Source organism: Kitasatospora sp. NPDC004272, assembly GCF_053603035.1.
In genome coordinates this window covers 1-18025 of sequence record NZ_JBSGET010000006.1, presented here as the reverse complement: position 1 = coordinate 18025, position 18025 = coordinate 1, and the positions used below count along the sequence as shown (strand labels likewise).

The window sequence follows — 18025 nt, the reverse complement described above, 5'->3', positions numbered from 1 at the left end:
CGAGTTCGGATGGTTGGGAAGAATGCGCAGGGGCAGGGAGGCCCGGGGTTCACAGGTTCAGCAGCGGACGGGCGTACAGCTCGCCCAGCACCGGCGCACAGGCCGCCACCGCCAGCGCGTCCGCGCCGAAGCGCTGCGCCACCAGCAGGTCGGCGTCCCGGTGCAGGTGCGAGCGGAGCGCGAACTCCTCGCGCACCGCGTCCAGGTAGACCGGGTCGGCCACCGCGAAGGTCTCGGTCAGCACCAGCAGGTCCGGATTGACCACGTCGGCGAGCAGGGCCAGCGCCCCGCCCACCACCCGGGCCCGCTCGCGCACCAGCGCGTCGGCCCGGGCGTCGCCGGACCGGACGGCCGCCAGCAGCAGCCCCCGGTCCGGCCGGGCGATCACCCCCTGCGCCACGGCCGCCTCGAACAGCGTGTCGTCCGAGGCCGCCACCGACAGGCAGCCGTTGCGGCCGCAGTGACATCGCGCCGTGCTGCCCGGCACCGGCAGGTGCCCGCCGTCACCGGTCACCGACGGCGGCCCCTGGTGCACCGTCCCGGCCACCGAGATGGACGCGTCCACCACGTGGCCCACGAACAACTGCACCATCGACCGCCGGGCCGCCGGATCACCGAACAGCACCTCCGCCGCCGCCAGCGCCCGGGCGTGGTTGTCCACCCGCACCGGCAGCCCCGTCGCCCGCTCCAGCAGCGCCCGCAACGGCACCTCGTGCCAGCCCAGCGGCTCGTGCCGGACGGTCACCCCGCGCTCGGGATCCACCGCCCCGCCGGTCACCGCACCCAGCCCCAGCACCCGCCGCCCGGCCGTGGCCGGCGCGGCCGCCGCCGCCGCCAGCAGCCGCGGCAGCCGCGCCAGCAGCGCTTTCAGCACCGCCGACCCGCGCCGCCCGCCGTTGGGCAGCTCCTGCCGGAACAGCACCCGGCCGCGCAGGTCCAGCAGCGCGAAGGTGCTGTACGGCAGGCCCACGTGCAGCCCCGCCACCGCGAGGCGCTCCGCGTCCACCTCCAGCGGCAGCTGCGGACGGCCCCGCACCCCCGGCGTGGCAACCGCCAACTCCGGCCGCTCCGCCAGCAGTTCGAGCCGCAGCAGATCCACCACCTGACGGGAGACCGCCGCCGCGCTCAGCCCCGTCAGCCGGGCCACCGCACTGCGCGCCACCGGCCCGTGGTCCAGCACCGCCCGCAGCACGGTGGCCGCGTTCGCCTCCCGCCGGTCGTCCCCGGGCCGGGACGCGGGGCGCGGCGCGGCGTGCGCCGCGGGGCGCGCCACCGGACGCGTCGCGGAGTGCGGCGCGGGGCCGGCCGGGATGCCGCGGACGGTGCTGGTCACGGATTCGACTCCTCTGCTGTGCCGGGTGGTTGCGTCGTCGATCGACCGGTCAGGAGACCGGGCCGGCCAGCGCCTCGGCCTCCAGCTCGGCGGCCGGGACCAGGCCCGCCACCCGCGGCGGGTCGGCCGGCTCCAGCAGCCGGCTCGGCCGCCCGTCCACGCCCACCGGCAGGTCGCCGTCCAGGGTGATCCGGCGCACCAGGCGCGGCTCGTCGCCGTAGTCGTTCACCGCGTAGTGCTGGGTGGCCCGGTTGTCCCAGATCGCCACGTCGCCGACCTGCCAGTCCCAGCGCACGCTGTTCTCCAGCCGCTCCACGTACCGCTGGAACAGCTCGATCAGGGCCCGGCTGTCCTTGCCCGACACCCCGACGATCTTCTGCGCGAACGAGCCCAGCAGCAGGTGCTTCTCACCCGTCACCGGGTGCACCCGCACCAGCGGGTGCTCGGTCTTGAACGCCGTGGAGACGAACACCTGCCGGAACAGCTTCGCCACCTCGGCGTTGTCCGCCAGCTCCGGCGCCAGCGCCAGGTTCGCCGCGTAGTCGTAGTCGTTGGTGTGCACCGCCCGCAGGCTCTCCGCGAGCGCCTTCAGCGGCGCCGGCAGGTCCTGGTACGCGGCCGCGGTGTTCGCCCACACCGTGCTGCCGCCCGCCGGCGGCAGCTCCAGCGCCCGCAGGATCGACGCCTTCGGGTACGAGGGCACGAACGTCACGTCGGTGTGCCAGTTGTTCGCCCGGACGCCCTTGGTGGCGTCCAGCTCGAAGATGTACCGGCCGTCCGCGCTGGGCACCGTCGGGTGGAAGACCGGCTGCCCCAACAGCCGTGCGAACGCCTCGTGTTCGGCGTCGTCCAGGTGCGCCTGACCGCGGAAGAACAGCACCTTGTGCTCGTACAGCGCGGCCTCCAGCGCCGCCACCGTCTCGGCCGGCAGGTCGCCGCCCAGCTTGACGTCGTGGACGACCGCGCCGATCCGGCCCGCCGCCGGGGTCAGCCGCAGCGCGGTGGGAGCGGGAGTGGACGTGGAAACGGACATGGTGGAACTCCTTCGGGGAGAGGGGAACGGCGACGGCGGCACGGGCGCCGCCACGACAGCCGGACACCGCACGGCGACCGGGCAGCCCACAGGGCGCACCGCCGTGGCGGACGGAGAAGGGAGAGGAGGAAGGGCGCGCTGACTACGCGCAGCAGCGCCGACAACAGCCGCGCGGACGCAGACCCACCGGGGCCGGGCACGACGGACAACAGACGACAACGACGGTACGCATCGGCCCTCCTTCCGGCTCGCTGCGAGTGGGCTCGGCGCTCATCGTGCTCGGCCCGAACGCCCGCTGTCAATCGTCATATCCCCAGTTGGGAGCGGGTGTTGCGGAGTATTGCGACATGTTGCGGCCCGGTGACGACCCCGCGACGAACCCCCGTAGCCCCTTGTCGCCGCCCCCGGCCCCGGGCAAAACTTTCGGAGCGGAAACAACCCCGCCACCCCCCTGTCCGCCCCCCGCGCACCCCCTGCGCCCCCGCCCGGCGCCCCCCGCGCCGGGGGCGTCCTACTGGCCGAGCAGGTGGGCGAAGTCGTTGCCCAGGCCGCCCAGCACCGGGAGCGCGCCCAGGTCGGTGATCGCGCCGACGGGGATGCTGTAGCCCTGGTTGGGGACGGGCGCCGGGGCCTCCTCCGCGGCGGCTGCCGCCCCGGCGGGGGCGAGCAGGGCGGCGGCGAGGGCGAGGGTGGTGAGGGCGGTGCGCACGGGGTGAGGTCCTCGGGGGTCGGGGGGTGTGGCTGACGCCGGTTCAACGCGGGGGTGGCGCGGCCGGTGACGCGGGGTCGTCCGTTCGGCGCAGCCGGCGGCGGGGTCGGCGGTGCGGCCGGCGGCGGGGCTGGCAGTGCGGCCGGCAGTGCGGCCGGCCGCACTGTTCGGGAAAGCAACGGCCCCGCCCGGCGGGTGGCCGGACGGGGCAGGGTGGGGCAGGGCGGCGCAGGGCGGGGTGCGTCAGACGGTCGGGACGGCCGACAGGCCGGCCAGGGCGGCGAGGATGCGGGCGAAGGCGTCCGCGGTCTCGGCCGGGCGGTGGGTGGCGGGGCGGTCCGCGCAGAGGAAGCCGTGCGGGACGCCCGCGTAGGTGACCAGGTCGTGGCCGACGCCCGCGGTGGTGAGCCGCTCGGTGATCCGGTCCCACTGCTCGGGCGGGACGATGTGGTCCTCGGCGCCGACCAGGCCGAGGACGGTGGTGCCGTGGGCGGCGAGCGCGGCCGCGCCCCGCTCGGTGAGCGGCGGGTGGTCGTCGGCGAGCGGGGTGCCGCCCTCCAGGGTCCAGGCGGGGTAGCAGGCGGCGACCACGTCCAGCGGGAGGCGGGTGCCGGCCAGCAGGCCGAGGTGGCCGCCGACCGAGAAGCCGACGAAGGCCCGGCCGGGGCCGCCGCCCAGCGAGGCGCCGAGGGCCAGGGCCGCCGCGGTGTCGGCGGTGACCTGCTCCGCGGTCAGGGTGCCCAGCAGCCTGAAGCCCTCCACCCGGCCGGTGTCGTCGTAGGGCAGCTCGACCCGCTCGGCCTCCCGGCCGTAGAAGTCCGGGGCGACGGCGGCGTACCCGGCGGCGGCCAGCCGCTCGCACACCCCGCGCACCCAGGACGTGACCCCGAAGAGTTCCTGGCCGACCACCACGGTGGCCACCGGCGCGCCGTCCGCGGGCGCGGCCAGGAAGAGTTCGGGACCGCCCTCCGCGGGGCGCACCCAACGGGTCGTCACATCAGCGGTGTTCATCGTGCGTTGATCCCCCTCGTGCGGCCCGGCACCCGGTCGGGCCCGGTGGAGCCACGTTACCCGGCGGGGCGGTAGGTGGTGACGGTGCCGCCGTGGCGGAAGGTGGGGTTCTCCACCGGGGCGAACGGGCGCGGGCGCAGCGGCCCGACGAACGCGGGAGGCCGCCGCCCGCCACCACCGGGCACCGCTTCAGCGCCAACTCGTCGATTTCGGGGAGCAGTTGAGCGGCCAGGATGCCACCGCCGCACAGCCGGAGATCGCCGCCGTCGGGCTGCCGCTTCAGTTCCCGCACCAGCCCGAGCGGGTCGGAGCGCACCCGGCGCACGGCCGGGCCGTCCACGCCGGGCAGTGAACCGGAGACCGCGTACTGCTCCAGGCGCGGGTACGGGCCGGGGATGCCCGCGTCCAGCCCAGGGCGGTGGGCGCCCGGGCCCGTCGGCACGGTGTCGAAGCGCCGGTCGGGGGCGTCGGTCAGCTGACGGCAGCGAAGGCGCCCGTCCCGTTCGGAACCGGCCCTACCCCCCGGCGCGGGAGGGCAGGTCGGCGGGCGGTTCCCCCGCCGGTCCGAGCGCGCCGCGCTCCTCCGGCCGGACGGGGCGCTCCGCGGCGGCGCGGCGCAGTTCCGCCGTGAACTGCGCGCCCGCCAGCAGTGCCAGGTTGGAGAGCCAGAGCCAGATCAGGAACACCACCGTCCCCGCCAGCGAACCGTACAGGTGGCTGTACGTGCCCAGGACGCTGGTGTACAGCGCGAAACCCGCCGAGAAGACCAGCCAGAGCGCCGCCGCCAGCGTGCCGCCCGGCAGGCTGCCCCAGCGCCGCCAGGCCGCCTCGGGGCCGGTCCGGAAGACGATCAGCACCAGCGCCGCCGCCACCACCAGCAGCACCGGCCAGCGGACCACCGACCAGACCAGCGGAGCCGTCCCGCCCAGGTGCAGCACCCGGCCCGCCCCCTCCGCGACCGGGCCGCTCAGGATCAGTGCCAGGGCGCTCACCGCGAGCAGCACCAGCAGCACCGCCGCGGTCACCACGATCCGCGGGGCCTTGCGCAACGGGGAACGCCGGTCGCTGGTGCCGTGCATCCGGTGCAGCGCCCGCCGGAACACCGCCAGGTAGCTGCAGCACGACCACAGCGCGCTACCGGTGCCCGCCACCAGCAGCGTCCACCCGGCCGAACCGCCCCCCAGCGCCTGGGACAGCGCCCCGCCCACCTCCGCGCCGGCCTGACCGGGCACCAGGGCCGCCAGCCGTACCGCCGCCTCCCGGGCCGCCGCCGGACTGATCAGCGCGAAGCCCACCACCGTGGCCAGCAGCGCCGGAAGGATCGCCAGGACGGCGTAGTACGTCAGCGCCGCCGCGAAGTCGGTGATGTCGTCGTTCCACATCCTCAACGGCGTGCGCCGCAACGCCCGCCACCAACGTCTGTCCCCCTCCGGCGACCGAGCCACCGCAGACCCCCACCCACTGAAAGCCGAACGCGCCGTACCGGTCGCCCGGACCGGATGCCCGCCCCGCCCGGCGCGAAACCGACCGGCGCGAACCGACCGGTGGCGAACCGACCGGGGGCGGTTCAGGCCGCGACGGGCAGGTGGTCGGCGACCAGGGTGGCGAACTCCTCCGGGGTCAGGATCCGGATGCCCAGCTCCTCGGCCTTGGTGCGCTTGGAGCCGGCCTTCTCGCCCGCGACCAGCAGGGTGGTGCGCTTGGAGACCGAGGAGGAGGACTTGCCGCCGGCGCGCTCGACGAGTTCGTTCACCTCGTTGCGGGAGAGGGCGGCCAGCGGGCCGGTCATGGCGCCGGTGACGACCACGGCCTGGCCGGCCAGCGGGCCGGCGGCCCCGGCCGCCGCGTCCTCGGCGGGCTCGGCGGTGGGCGCCGGGGCGGTGGGCTCGGTGACTTGGGTGCCGACGCCGAGTTCGGCCAGGCGGTCCAACAGATCGGTGAGGTCGGCGAGTTCGGACACCACCAGGCGGGCCTTTTCCGGGCCGATGCCCTCCACCGCCGCCAGGCTCTCCGCCTCCGCCGCCCGGATCGCCGCCATCGAGCCGAAGTGCGCCGCGATCCGCCGCGACATGCTGCGCCCGGTGCCGCGCACGCCCAGGGCGCACAGCACCCGGTTCAGCGGGCGGGTGCGGGCGGTCTCGATCGCCGCGAGCAGGTTCTCGGTGCTGGTGTCGCCCATCCGCTCCAGCGAGAGCAGCTGCTCGCGGGTCAGCGTGAACACGTCCGCCAGGTCGCGGACCAGCCCGGACTCCACCAGTTGCACCGCCCGGGTCGACCCCAGGCCCTCGATGTCCAGCTGGTCGCGGCCCGCCGCGTAGACGATCGACGCCACCGTCTGGCAGTTGCGCCCCCGCACGCAGCGCCAGCGCTGCTCGCCGGTGTCGATCGCCTCCCCGCAGCGCGGGCAGGCGGCCGGGAAGACGATCGGCCGCTCCTCGCCGGTGCGCTCCGCCACCAGCGGCGCCTCCACCCGCGGGATCACGTCCCCCGCGCGGTAGACGAAGACCCGGTCGCCCAGCATCAGGCCGCGCCGCTCGATGTCCGCCGGGTTGTGCAGCGTCGCGAACGAGACCGTCACGCCGTCGATCACCACCGGCTCCAGCACGGCGCGCGGCGCGATGATGCCGGTGCGGCCCACCGCCCACTCCACCGCCAGCAGCCTGGTCACCTTGTGTTCCGCCGCGAGCTTGCGGGCCACCGCCCAGCGCGGTGCCCGCGAACCCGAACCGGCCTGCGCCTGGTCGGCCGCGTCGTCCGCCTTCACCACCACGCCGTCGATGCCGAACGGGAGTTCCGACCGCAGCGCGGTGATCTCCTCGACCCGCCGCTGCACCTCCTCGACGCCCGCGCAGCGCAGCGGCGCGGCCGCCGTGGAGGCGGCCGTGTTCGCCCCGAGCGCCGCCAGCCGCGCCAGGAGCGCGCTGTGCGCCAACTCCTCGTCCAGGCCCACCGCGTCGTACCCGAAGAAGGTCAACTCGATCCGGTACGGCCGGTCCTTGGCCCGCAGCGTGCCCGCGGCGCCGTTGCGCGGATTGGCGAACGGCACCGCGCCGTGCGCGGTGCGGACCTCGTTCGCCCGCTCGAACTGGGCGTGCGTCAGCAGGACTTCACCGCGCAGCTCGACGTCCAGCGGTTCGGCCAGGACGGCCGGCAGGCCCAGCACGTCCCCCGCCGTGTGGGTGATGTCCTCGCCCGCGAGGCCGTTGCCGCGGGTCAGCACCCGGCGCAGCACGCCCCCCTCGTACCGGGCCGCGACGGCCAGGCCGTCCAACTTCGGCTCCACGCACCAGCCGGCCGGCGCCCGACCCAGCCGGCGCTCCAACGAGGCCGCCCAGTCCGCGAGTTCCTCGCCGGAGAACACGTTGTCGAGCGACAGCATCGGCACCGAGTGCGGCACGTCCCCCACCGCGGCGCCGCCCGCGACCTTGCCGGTCGGCGACTGCTCCGAGACCTGCTCCGGATGCGCCTGCTCGTACGCGGCGATCGCCCGCGCCAGCGCGTCGTACTCGTCGTCCCCGAGGGTCGTCGTCCCGTCCGCGTAGTAGGCGGCGGCGGCCCGCGCGGCAGTGGCAACGGCGTCGGCGTAGTCGCCGGAAGAGAGCAGATCGGCCTTGTTCATGACCGTCATCCTTCCGTCCGGCACTGACAACCGACCGGTTCCGACCGGTCGGTCAGCCGTCGTCGCGCCGCCGGTCGAGCCGTGCCCGCAGGGCCAGCAGGGCGAGGCCCGCGAGGGCGGCGCCGCCGGCGGCCGGGAGCAGCACGGAGGCGCCTCCGCTGCCGGTGGCGGCGAGGTGCCCGCCGCCCGGGCGGACGGGGGACGGCGAGGGCGACGGGGACGGGCCGGTGCGGTGGCACTCGACGGTGTTGGTGACCTCGGCCCGGGTGTGCGCGGTGTCGAGGGTGAGCGCGCTGCCGAGCGGGAGGTCGACCGGGGCGCCGTTCAGCGCGGTGATCCGCCGGTCGGTCAACGTGCAGGCGGGATCGGCGAGTTCGGTCCGTTCGGTGATGGTGGCCCGGTCGCCGATCCGGTAGCCGGTGCGCGCGGTGCCCCACGGCTGCGGCGCGGCCGCGGCGCCGTCCGGCCCGGTCAGCGAGGCGGTGGCGGTGAACCCGGCGGGCTGGCCGCCCTCCGGGTGGACGGTGCCGTCGATCCGCCAGGTCTTGTCCACCGTCAGGTCCGCCCCGGCCGGGGCGGCGGCGGGCCGGTTGTAGACCGTGCAGCTGACCGCGGCGAGCCGGGGCAGCTCCAGGGCGAACCCGGGGCGGTCGGCCGTGCCGGTGTCGGAGACGTCCACCGGCTGCCCGGTGTCGAGGTTCACGCAGACCGCGTTCTTGCCGTCCTTGGTGACCAACTCGTAGCCGTCGTGCTGGAGTTCGCTGATGTCCAGGGAGGCGGACGGCCGCTCGCCCAGCTCCGGCTGGAAGACCACCGAGCCCGTCCCGTCGTCGGTCGTGGTCAGCTCCTGCGGCAGCCCGCCGACGCCCGGCGTGCCGGTCGACGCCCCGAACGTCCAGCCCGCCGGGGCGTTCACCGCGCCCGTGGTGTCCTCGCCGGTGGTGCCGGCCGGGACGAGCTGCTTGACCACCGTCACGCTGTTGTCGCAGTGCGACAGCGCCAGGTCGTGCAACTGCTGCCCGGCGGTGGCGAAGTCCTTGGTCTGGAAGTAGTCGGCCGCGGTCAGGTCGCCGCCGTCGGTGTACGCGGTCGGCCCCGAGATCGCCCGCAGGTTCAGTCCGGAGACGCCCTCGACGCCCTTGCCGACGCCCAGCGCGATCAGCCGACTGCCCTCCGCCTTCACCGCGTTGGCGGAGAAGACGCCGTTCTCGACGTCCCGGAAGTGGGTCCGCGAGCCGTCGCCCTGGGCGTCGTCCGCGAACCGGGTCGGGTTGCCGTCGGTCAGCACCACCACCGCGTCGTACACCGGGGCGGCCCGCGCCACCGACCACAGCGCGGTGTCCCAGTTGGTGCCCTTGCCCAGCGTCCAGTCCGCGTACAGCGACTTGAACTCCGCCGCGCCCGCCGGCGTCGACACCGGGTGCAGCTCCGGGTGGTTCGCGCTCACGCTGGTCGCCGGGGACGCCTGGTCGAAGGAGAACACCGCCAGCCGGGAGGGCGTGCCGGTCAGCGCGTCGGTGAAGTGGTCCGCGGCCGCCTTCAGGAAGGGCAGCTCGCTGCCGACCGAGGCCGACAGGTCCAGCACCAGGGCGACGTCCAGCCCGCAGTGCGCGGGCAGCGGCGGATTGTTCCGCGAGTTCTGCCACACCCCGCCGGAGGCCGTCGGCAGGTTCCGGTAGTCGTCGCTGATCATGAAGTCGGCGGTCGAGCGGTACGTGTTCCCGGCGGTCAGCGCCGGGGTGCGGAAGACGTACGGGGAGGCCACCGAGTCCGAGCCGCTGCCCGGGCCCGTCCGCAGCGCCGGATTGGCGAACCAGCCCGCCGGGACCCCGCCGTCCAGTTGCCGCACCGTCAGCTCCCGACCCGCGTTGGCCCCGCCCGGGCCGGTGTCCGGCACCCGGAAGGAGCAGTCGCCGTCGGCGTCCGAGACGCACACGCCCCACCCCGGATCGACCGGCGCCGCGTCCCCCTCCGCCGCGAACAGCCCCAGCCGGACGCCCGCCAGCGGCCCCACGGACTGCGCGCCCGTCCGGTCCCCGCCCGTGCGCACCGTCACCACCGCCTCGCCCGCCCCGGGCCCGGGCACCGCCGCGGGGGCGGCCCCGACCGCACCGAGTACGGCCAGGGCGGCCAGGGCGGAAGTCGTCACGGTGGCCCGTCGCATCGTTGATCCTCTCGTCGCGCCGCAGGTCGGCCCGACGCTATGCCAGTCCGCCGGGCGCCCGGGGATGCCACGCGGGCGCGTCACCGGAGCGGACGCGGTGGGTGCGGTGGCGGATGCGGCGAGTGCGGCGGCGGATGCGGTGGGAGCGGCGGTGCGGGCCGGTCAGCGGACCCAGGCGGCCGGGAGGTCGGCGTGCAGGGCGGACGGCGGGACCAGCGGGTCCTGGTTGCGGGTCAGGTCGTCCCGGCGGCCGAACAGGGCGTAGCCGGAGCGCAGGGCGGCGGGCAGCGGAAAGCCCAACCGGGCCTCGACGGCGGCGAGTTCGGCCTCCGGGCAGCCGTCCTCCGGGGCCGGCGGACGGTCGGTCCAGGCGGCGGCCGGCCAGCGGACGAACTCCAGCGCCTGCCCGGGGGAGCGGAGGCCCCGCGCAGGGCGTGAGCGGCGTCGGGGAGGTCGTCCATCAGGCCGGGCGGTGGGCGGCGGCGAACGCGGCGGCGTCCCAACTGCCGCCCAGGGACGGGGCGATGGCGGCGGCGGCGAACGGCCGGAAGGTGGCGGGGGTGTGGGCGGCCGCACCGGACGGGAGGGCGCCGAGCAGCGGGGCGCCGGCGGCGGCCGGGAGGTCGGCGAGGTTGCAGCGAGTGGCGAGGTCCGGGACGGCGGGCCAGCAGCCGATCACTACGCCGTGCAGCGGCAGGCCGCGCCGGCCCAGCGCCTCGGCGGTGAGCGCGGTGGCGTTCAGGGTGCCCAGGCCGGCCGCCGCGACCAGCAGGAACCCGACCTCCAGGCCGAGGCCCCGGCAGGCCAGCGCCTGGTCGGCGAGGGTGCGCCCCCGCCCGTCGTAGCGCACCAGCAGCCCGCCCGCCCCCTCCACCAGCACGGTGTCGTGCTCGGCGGCCAGACCGGCCACGGCCTTGGCCACGTCGTCCGGGTCCAGCGCCGGCAGCCCGGCCCGGCGGGCCGCCGTCTCGGGCGCGAGCGGCTCCGGGTAGCGGGCCAGCTCGACCGCCCGCACCAGCGGCCCGGCCAACCGGGCCACCTCGGCGGCGTCCCCCGGCTCGTCCGGTCCCAACCCGGTCTGGCCGGGCTTCAGCACCGCGACCGGCCCCGGGCTGAGCGCGGCGACGGCAGCGGTGGTCAGGGTCTTGCCGACCTCGGTGCCGGTGCCGGTGACGAACAGGACGCGGGACATGGCGTTGGTGCTCCTGGCTGGGGGTGCTGGGGGTGCTGGGGTGGGGCGGACGGGACGGTAGGCGAGCAGGTCGGCGACGGACGGGGCGGGGCCGGAACGGACGGCCACCAGGTACGTCCGGCCCGGTGGCCCGGTGGCCCGGTGGCCTAGCCGGTGCCGGTGCCGGTGCCGGTGCCGACGGCAGTGTCGGCGTGGGTCGCGGTGGAGGCCGCCGCCGCTGCGGCGATCGCCCGGCCGATGGCGGCGACGTCCGCGTCCGCGGTGACGAACGGCGGCATGGTGTAGATCAGGTCGCGGAACGGCCGCAGCCAGACGCCCTGTTCGGCGGCGGCCCGGGTCGCCGCGGCCATGTCGACGGGGGCGTCCAGTTGCACCACGCCGATCGCGCCCAGCACCCGGACGTCCGCGACGCCGGGCCGTCCGGCGCAGGGCGCGAGCGCGGTGCGCAGGGCGGACTCGATCCGCCGCACCTCGCCGCGCCAGTCCTGCGAGAGCAGCAGGTCGATCGAGGCGTTGGCGACGGCCGCCGCCAGCGGGTTGCCCATGAAGGTCGGCCCGTGCGCCAGGACCGGGACCTCGCCGCGCGAGATGCCCTCGGCGACCCGGCCGGTGCACAGGGTGGCGGCCAGGGTCAGGTAGCCGCCGGTCAGCGCCTTGCCCAGGCACATCACGTCGGGGGAGACGCCCGCGTGGTCGGCGGCGAAGAGTTCGCCGCTGCGGCCGAAGCCGGTGGCGATCTCGTCGAAGACCAGCAGCACGTCGTGCGCGTCGCACAGCTCCCGCAGCGCGCGCAGGTAGGCGGGGGAGTGGAAGCGCATCCCGCCGGCGCCCTGCACCACCGGTTCGACGATGACGGCGGCCAGTTCGCCCGCGTGCCGCCCGATCAGCTCGGCCAGGTGCGCCAGGTACGCCGGGTCGGCGGGGGCGTCGTACCCGGCGGGCGGCTCGTCGGCGAACAGCTGCCGGGGCAGCACGCCGCCCCACAGGTGGTGCATCCCGCCCTCGGGGTCGCAGACCGACATCGGGTGGAAGGTGTCGCCGTGGTAGCCGCCGCGCCAGGTCAGCACCCGGTGCTTCTCCGGGCGGCCGAGCGAGCGCCAGTACTGCAGGCACATCTTCAGGGCGACCTCGACCGCCACCGAACCGGAGTCGGCGAGGAACACGTGCTGCAGCGGCTCCGGCGTCAACTCGACGAGTCTGACCGCGAGTTCGACGGCCGGACGGTGGGTGAGGCCGCCGAACATGACGTGGCTCATCGAGTCCAGCTGGGTGCGCACCGCCGCGTCCAGCACCGGGTGCCGGTAGCCGTGCACCGCCGCCCACCAGGACGACATGCCGTCCACCAACTCCCGGTGCCCGCCCACCGGTTCGGCCAGCCGCAGGCGCACGCCCGCGGCCGACTCCACCACGAAGGGCTGCACCGTTCCCGGCATCGGGCCGTACGGGTGCCAGACGTGCGCCCGGTCCAGTTCGAGCAACCGGGCGGCGTCCAGGTGGTTCTGACGTTCCATCAGGTGCATCAGGCGTTCGGGGCCAGCTCGGTGCCCGCGCCGCGGCGGCGCACCCGGACCAGGTCGGTGCGCGCCTCGTCCTCGGCGGCGCCGGTCGCGCCAGCCGCGTCGGTCGCGCCAGCCGCGTCGGTCGCGGCCGCGCCGGCTTCCGGAACCTCGCCGTGGCCGCCGCACGGGCCGCAGCCGGTGCCGCAGCCGCCGCCCGTCCCGCAGCCGCCCGGCTGCTCCTGGTGGCCGCCGCAGCCCGCGCCCGCGCCGGCGGTGACCCGGTGGCGGGGGAGGGTGGTCTGCCCGGCGCCCTCCACCTCGAACCCGGCGTCCTTGATCATGTCGAGGTCGGCCTGCCCGGCCTGGCCCTCGCTGGTCAGGTAGTCGCCGAGGAAGATCGAGTTGGCGATGTGCAGGCCGAGCGGCTGCATCGAGCGCAGGTGCACCTCGCGGCCGCCGGCGATCCGCACCTCGATGTCGGGGCAGACGAACCGGACCATCGCCAGGATCCGCAGGCAGCGCTGCGGGGTGAGGTTCCACTCCTCCGCCAGCGGGGTGCCCTCGAACGGGATCAGGAAGTTGACCGGCACCGAGTCCGGGTCCAGCCCGCGCAGCGCGAACACCACGTCGACCAGGTCCTCGTCGCTCTCGCCCATGCCCGCGATCAGGCCCGAGCAGGCCGACAGGCCCGCGCCGTGCGCCTTGGTGACGGTGTCCACCCGGTCCGCGTAGGTGTGGGTGGTGGTGATGTCGCCGTAGGTGGCCTCGGAGGTGTTCAGGTTGTGGTTGTACGCGTCCGCGCCGGCCGCCTTCAGCCGCTCGGCCTGGTTGTCCGAGAGCAGGCCCAGGCAGGCGCACACCTCGACGCCCTCGTCCGCGCCCTTGATCGCCGCGATGGTGTCCGCGACCCGGTCGATGTCCCGGTCCGTCGGCCCGCGCCCGCTGGCCACCAGGCACACCCGCTTGGCCCCGCCCGCGACGCCCGCGGCCGCCGCCTCGGCGGCCTGGTCCGGCTTCAGCCAGGTGTACTTGAGGATCTCCGCCTTCGAGCCGAGGCGCTGCGAACAGTACGAGCAGTCCTCCGGGCACAGCCCGCTCTTCAGGTTCACCAGGTAGTTCAGTTTCACCCGCCGGCCGAACCACCGCCGGCGCACCCGCCCGGCGGCCGCGACCACGTCCAGCAGTTCGTCGTCGCCGGTGGCCAGCACGGCCAGCGCCTCCTCCCGGGTGGGAAGTTCCCGGCGGAGGCCCTTGTCGGTGAGGATGTCGAGGAGGTCCATGGCCCGATCCTGCCCGCCCCGCCCCGGCGTCCGCCAGAGGGAACCCGCCAGAAGATCGCCCGCAGGCTGTGCGAGTTGTCACAGTGTCGCGGCCCACGGTGACCGCCCGGCCTCCGGGCCGATCGGAGAGGGGGGAAGGGCGGAGCGGAGAGCGCAGAAGGGCGGACGGGGGCGGCCCGGGACGGCGGGGAGCGGTCAGGAGTGCGGGTGCGACCGACCCGAAGGAAGGACGGTCCGATCAACTGCTTACAATCTGCGCCATGACCATCCAGCGGGACGCGCCCGCGCGCGCGGACGACGAGCAGCCGCCGGCCGGGCACCGGGCGGCCGGCGAGCGGCGGCGGCTGGCCGCGCTGTGGGGCGCCGTCGCGGTGCTCGCGGCCGGCGGCGTCTGGGTGGTCTCGAACCCGCACCAGGGGGACGCGTCCGGGGCTCCCGCCGGGGACAAGCCCGCCGCCGCGCCGGCCGCCGCGGGGCAGCCGGCGCCGCCGCTGACGGAGTCCCAGTCCTTCGTCGCGGAACGGTACTTCCCCGCCCAGCGGGCCTACGAGTACGACGGCTACCGGGCGCGCCGCTCGGCCTCCCGGGAGGGCGCGGACTGCAAGGACGTGCAGCGGGACCGGGGCCGGGACGTGCTGGCGGACCTGGCCTGCCAGGGCTGGATCGGGGTCGCGCTGACCCGGGCCGACCAGCCGGTGGTCTCCAGCGTCACGGTGCTGCGCTTCCTCGACGCGGGCGCCGCGGCCAAGGCGCTGCCGGTCGTCCGGGAGAAGGTCGCGGACTTCGGGTTCACCTACCCGGACGAGGTGCTGCCGCCCGCCGGGGACGCCGAGCCGATGTCGGTGGCCAAGGTCGAACTGGTCGGCCACCACATCACGTTGACCGTCTCGCGCTACCGCGACCAGCGCCCCGGCGGGACGCCGGACGAGGTGCTCAAGGACAGCAACCGGTCCGCCGCGGCCGTCGCCGGCCAGCCCTTCATGTGGATGTAGCGGACCGGCCGGGAACGGTACGGGTTCAGCCGCCGGCCGCGCGGTGCGCGGTGGTCCGCAGCAGCACCCCGGCGGCCAGCGCCAGCACCGCCGCCAGCGCGTACACCGCGGCCGCGCCCAGCGGCAGCACCAGCCCGCCCAGCACGCTGCCCGCGCCGATGCCCAGGTAGATGCCGGACGCGTTCAGCGACACCAGCAGCGCGCCCTGCTCGGGGGCGGCGGACAGCAGGCGCAGCTGCTGCGGCGGGGTCTGGCACCAGCTGCTCGCGCCCCAGAGGAACACCAGCACCCCGGCCGCCGCGATCCCTGCCCGGGCGTGCCCGGCCGCCAGGGCCGCCAGCACCGTGAACGATACCGCCATCGCCGCGTACCCGGCGGTCAGCACCCGCACCGGCCCGCGCCGGTCGGCCAGCCGTCCGGCCAGCAGGTTCCCCGCCACCGCGCCGGCCCCGTACAGCACCAGCGCGGCGACCACCGCGGTGCGCCCGGAGACCCCGACGGCGTCCAGCACCGGCACGCTGTAGGAGTACGGGACGTAGCAGGCGGCCATCCCGAGCACGGTCAGCGGCAGCACCGTGAGCACCCCGGGACGGCGCAGCGCGGCCAGCCGGGTGCGCAGCGGGACGGGTTCGGTGCCGGGCAGCGCGGGCAGGGTCAGGCGCACCGCGAGCGCGCACAGCGCGGTCAGCGCGGCGACCGCGCCCAGCGCGGCCCGCCAGCCCAGGCCGACGGCGGCCACCCGGCCCAGCGGGACGCCGAGCGCGGTGGCCGCGGTCAGCCCGCCGATCACCACCGCGAGGGCCCGGCCGCGCCGTTCGGGCCGGACCAGCGCCGCCGCGGTCGCCCCCGCCGTCGGGGTGAACGCGGCCGCGCCGAGCGCCGCGAGCAGCCGTCCGCCCATCAGCGCCGGGTAGTTCGGGGCGAGCGCGGTGAGCGCGTTGGCGAGGGCCAGCAGCACCAGCGCGCCGACCAGCAGGGTGCGCCGGGGCAGCCGGGCGGTGGCGACCGCGAGCAGCGGCGAGGCGAGCGCGTACCCGGCGGCGAACAGGCTCACCGACTGTCCGGCGGCCGAGGTCGACACGTGCAGCGAGGCGGCCATCGCGGGCAGGAACCCGGCGGTGACGAAGGCGTCGGTGCCGACCGCGAAGGTGCCCAGGGCGAGTACGGCGGCGAGGCCGAGGCCGGCCCCGGCGGGGGGAGCGGCGGGGGTCGGTGCGGGTGGGGCCTTGAGCGCTTCGGTCACCGGAGGGGTCCCTTCGGGCGTGCGGTATCCAGGACATCCGAGGTCCTGAATTATTCCGGACACACTGTATCCAGAATCGCCGGAACCGGAAGGCCCGTTCCGGCAACTCGCCCTCCCCGAAGACCCGTTGTCGACCGTTGCCGACCGGAGGCGGCCGGTCAGTCGAGCGCCGGGCCGACGGCGTGCGCGAGGTGGACGCGCGAGCGCACGCCGAGCTTGCGGTAGACGCGGGTGAGGGTCGCCTCGACCGTCTTGACGCTGACGGTCAGGTCAGCGGCGATGTCGCGGTTGCTCGCGCCGGCGGCGGCGAGGCGGGCGCAGCGTTCCTCGGCGCCGGTGAGGCGGGGCCGGGCACCGTCCCCGGCCGGGCCGGGCTCCAGGCGGTGCAGGACGCGGGCGGCGGCGTCCGCCCAGGGGCCGGCCAGGTGGGCGGCGAAGAGGTCGGCGGCCTCGCGGGCCGCCGCCCGGGCGCCGGCCCGGCGGCGCCCGCGGCGTTCGGTCTGGCTGAGCGCCAGCAGGGTCCGGCCGCGTTCGAGGGGGAGGTGGCGCAGGCGGCCGGCCGCGTCGGTCAGGCGCCGGGCGGCCCCGTCGCAGTCGCCGTGCGCGGCGTCCAGGAGGGCGGCGGCCCGTTCGAGCCCGGGGAGGACGCAGGCCCGGCCGAGGTCGGCGGCGGTGCGGCGGGTGTCGGCCAGCAGGTCCTCGGCCTCGTCGAGGCGGCCGACGGCGATCAGCGCCTCGGCGAGGTCGGCGTGCCAGCGCAGCACGGAGGGGTCGCGGACCTGCTGCCCCTCCTCCAGGACGCGGACCTCCGCCAGCGGCTCCAGGGCCTCTTTCGGACGGCCGGTGGCCAGCAGCAGGTGTCCGAGGACGTGCAGGTTGCGGGAGAGGAAGACCTTGTTGTCCTCGTGGCGGGCGGTGTCGATGCCGCGGCGGGCGTGCGCGAGGGCGGCCTCCGTGCTGCGGGCGGCGCCCTCGACCAGGGCGGAGGTGTAGCAGGCGGGGGCGGGCGACAGGGCGGTGCGGTCGGTGAGGGCCTGGGCGCGGTGGGCGTGGTCGAGGGCCCGGGCGCAGCGCCCGGCCCGCAGTTCGGTCTCGGCGAGGCTGCGCAGGACGTCGACGGTGGCCTCGGCGTCGGCCGCGCGTTCGGCCTCGACGAGCAGGGGCAGCAGCAGGGCGCGGGCGTGGTCGGGGCGGTCGTCGAAGAGGGCGTGGCGGGCGGCCAGGTGCTGGGGCGTGCCGTTGGCGGGGGTGTGCGGGTCGCGGGGCAGCGCCAGGGCGCGGGCCAGCGTGGCCGCGGCGGCGGGGTGGCCGAGGATGCGCTGGAAGCGGGCCTGCAGGGTGAGGGCCATGGCGGTGGCGGCGCTGTCGCCGGCGGTCGCGGCGAGGGCGGCGGCCCGTTCGGCCAGCGCGCACGCCCGGTGGGGGTCGCCGGCGTTGACGTTGGCCCAGGCGGACTGGCGGATCAGGACCTGGGAGGCCAGGCCGGGGTGGTCGGCCGCCGCGTGCAGGGCTTCGGCGAACAGCCGGTCCGCGGCCTGGAGGTGCTGCCCGCTGGCGTCGATCAGGGCGATGAGGGTCTCCACGCGCCGGGCGGGGCTGGTGTCGTGCTCCAGCACGAGGCGGGCGGCGGCGCGGCCGCGGGCCAGGTCGCCGTAGTGCGCCGCGTCGCGGGCGGCGGTCAGCGCCCGTTCGCTGAGCAGGGCGGTGTCCCGGGGCGGGGTGCGCCGGGCGGCGAGCAGCGAGAGCTCGGCGGCGAGCGCGTGCTCGCCGCGCAGGCGGGCGCCGACGGCGGCCCGGGCCGCGTCCCGGGCGGTGCGCGGGTCGTCGGCGTCGGCGGCCAGCGCGGCGTGCCGGTCACTCTCCCACGCCGGGGCGGTGCGGACGGTGCTCAGGTGACGCGGGGGACGGGTGGGACGGGCCGGGGGCGGTCACTCCGCGGTGAGGCCGTCG

Annotated in this window: 15 protein-coding genes; 2 read left to right on the top strand and 13 right to left on the bottom strand. The window is 76.5% G+C overall.

Translation table 11 applies throughout. The annotated features are described in order from the left end of the window. Positions 1-49 precede the first annotated feature (49 nt). From ACWEO5_RS03745 to ACWEO5_RS03730, 4 genes are all read right to left on the bottom strand, one after another. On the bottom strand, positions 50-1333 hold the full coding sequence (locus ACWEO5_RS03745; RefSeq protein ID WP_452159780.1) for an ROK family protein: 1284 nt from the start codon (positions 1331-1333) through the stop codon (positions 50-52). A gap of 49 nt (positions 1334-1382) precedes the next feature. Next, positions 1383-2366: a TauD/TfdA dioxygenase family protein gene (locus ACWEO5_RS03740; RefSeq protein ID WP_452159778.1), complete on the bottom strand. Its 984-nt coding sequence runs from the start codon at positions 2364-2366 to the stop codon at positions 1383-1385. Between the two features lie 511 nt (positions 2367-2877). Then, positions 2878-3075: a hypothetical protein gene (locus ACWEO5_RS03735; protein WP_452159776.1), complete on the bottom strand. Its 198-nt coding sequence runs from the start codon at positions 3073-3075 to the stop codon at positions 2878-2880. 243 nt (positions 3076-3318) lie between these two features. Next, on the bottom strand, positions 3319-4086 hold the full coding sequence (locus ACWEO5_RS03730) for a dienelactone hydrolase family protein (RefSeq protein ID WP_452159774.1): 768 nt from the start codon (positions 4084-4086) through the stop codon (positions 3319-3321). A 220-nt stretch (positions 4087-4306) separates the two neighbouring features. On the opposite strand from ACWEO5_RS03730, the gene ACWEO5_RS03725 reads away from it, so the two are divergent. Further along, the gene (locus ACWEO5_RS03725; protein ID WP_452159772.1) at positions 4307-4438 is read left to right on the top strand and encodes a hypothetical protein; all 132 of its coding nucleotides are present in this window, start codon (positions 4307-4309) and stop codon (positions 4436-4438) included. A 163-nt stretch (positions 4439-4601) separates the two neighbouring features. On the opposite strand, the gene ACWEO5_RS03720 is transcribed toward ACWEO5_RS03725, so the two are convergent. The 7 genes from ACWEO5_RS03720 to bioB all read right to left on the bottom strand — a co-directional run bounded on the left by ACWEO5_RS03720 (position 4602) and on the right by bioB (position 13840). Further along, complete coding sequence (locus ACWEO5_RS03720; protein WP_452159770.1) at positions 4602-5468, bottom strand: YihY/virulence factor BrkB family protein; 867 nt, start codon at positions 5466-5468, stop codon at positions 4602-4604. Between the two features lie 185 nt (positions 5469-5653). Further along, positions 5654-7714: an NAD-dependent DNA ligase LigA gene (ligA, locus tag ACWEO5_RS03715; RefSeq protein ID WP_452159768.1), complete on the bottom strand. Its 2061-nt coding sequence runs from the start codon at positions 7712-7714 to the stop codon at positions 5654-5656. Positions 7715-7757: 43 nt separating this feature from the next. After that, a complete protein-coding gene (locus tag ACWEO5_RS03710; protein WP_452159766.1) occupies positions 7758-9869 on the bottom strand; it encodes a vWA domain-containing protein in 2112 nt (703 codons plus the stop codon). 162 nt (positions 9870-10031) lie between these two features. After that, positions 10032-10169 carry a hypothetical protein gene (locus tag ACWEO5_RS03705; protein ID WP_452159764.1) on the bottom strand — a complete coding sequence of 46 codons (138 nt, stop codon included), beginning with the start codon at positions 10167-10169 and terminating at the stop codon, positions 10032-10034. A gap of 160 nt (positions 10170-10329) precedes the next feature. Continuing rightward, entirely contained in the window at positions 10330-11061 is a 732-nt protein-coding gene (gene bioD / locus ACWEO5_RS03700; protein WP_452159762.1) for a dethiobiotin synthase, read from the bottom strand. 146 nt (positions 11062-11207) lie between these two features. Continuing rightward, on the bottom strand, positions 11208-12572 hold the full coding sequence (locus ACWEO5_RS03695) for an adenosylmethionine--8-amino-7-oxononanoate transaminase (RefSeq protein ID WP_452159760.1): 1365 nt from the start codon (positions 12570-12572) through the stop codon (positions 11208-11210). An 8-nt stretch (positions 12573-12580) separates the two neighbouring features. Next, positions 12581-13840, bottom strand: a complete 1260-nt coding sequence (bioB, locus tag ACWEO5_RS03690) for a biotin synthase BioB (RefSeq protein ID WP_452159758.1) — start codon at positions 13838-13840, stop codon at positions 12581-12583. A gap of 260 nt (positions 13841-14100) precedes the next feature. Between bioB and ACWEO5_RS03685 the strand changes: the two genes are divergently transcribed. Continuing rightward, on the top strand, positions 14101-14832 hold the full coding sequence (locus ACWEO5_RS03685) for a hypothetical protein (protein ID WP_452159756.1): 732 nt from the start codon (positions 14101-14103) through the stop codon (positions 14830-14832). 25 nt (positions 14833-14857) lie between these two features. Here ACWEO5_RS03685 and ACWEO5_RS03680 read toward each other — a convergent pair whose 3' ends face one another. Together ACWEO5_RS03680 and ACWEO5_RS03675 are read right to left on the bottom strand one after the other, a co-directional pair. Continuing rightward, complete coding sequence (locus tag ACWEO5_RS03680) at positions 14858-16075, bottom strand: MFS transporter (RefSeq protein WP_452159754.1); 1218 nt, start codon at positions 16073-16075, stop codon at positions 14858-14860. 158 nt (positions 16076-16233) lie between these two features. Beyond that, the gene (locus ACWEO5_RS03675) at positions 16234-17691 is read right to left on the bottom strand and encodes a helix-turn-helix transcriptional regulator (RefSeq protein ID WP_452159752.1); all 1458 of its coding nucleotides are present in this window, start codon (positions 17689-17691) and stop codon (positions 16234-16236) included. Positions 17692-18025 lie beyond the last annotated feature (334 nt).

Bases quoted from the DNA above. Each gene is read 5' to 3' on its own strand.
- ACWEO5_RS03740 (WP_452159778.1), bottom strand. From the start codon at position 2,366: ATGTCCGTTTCCACGTCCACTCCCGCTCCCACCGCGCTGCGGCTGACC.
- ACWEO5_RS03730 (WP_452159774.1), bottom strand. From the start codon at position 4,086: ATGAACACCGCTGATGTGACGACCCGTTGGGTGCGCCCCGCGGAGGGC.
- ACWEO5_RS03720 (WP_452159770.1), bottom strand. From the start codon at position 5,468: ATGTGGAACGACGACATCACCGACTTCGCGGCGGCGCTGACGTACTAC.
- ligA (WP_452159768.1), bottom strand. From the start codon at position 7,714: ATGACGGTCATGAACAAGGCCGATCTGCTCTCTTCCGGCGACTACGCC.
- ACWEO5_RS03710 (WP_452159766.1), bottom strand. From the start codon at position 9,869: ATGCGACGGGCCACCGTGACGACTTCCGCCCTGGCCGCCCTGGCCGTA.
- bioD (WP_452159762.1), bottom strand. From the start codon at position 11,061: ATGTCCCGCGTCCTGTTCGTCACCGGCACCGGCACCGAGGTCGGCAAG.
- ACWEO5_RS03695 (WP_452159760.1), bottom strand. From the start codon at position 12,572: ATGGAACGTCAGAACCACCTGGACGCCGCCCGGTTGCTCGAACTGGAC.
- bioB (WP_452159758.1), bottom strand. From the start codon at position 13,840: ATGGACCTCCTCGACATCCTCACCGACAAGGGCCTCCGCCGGGAACTT.
- ACWEO5_RS03685 (WP_452159756.1), top strand. From the start codon at position 14,101: ATGACCATCCAGCGGGACGCGCCCGCGCGCGCGGACGACGAGCAGCCG.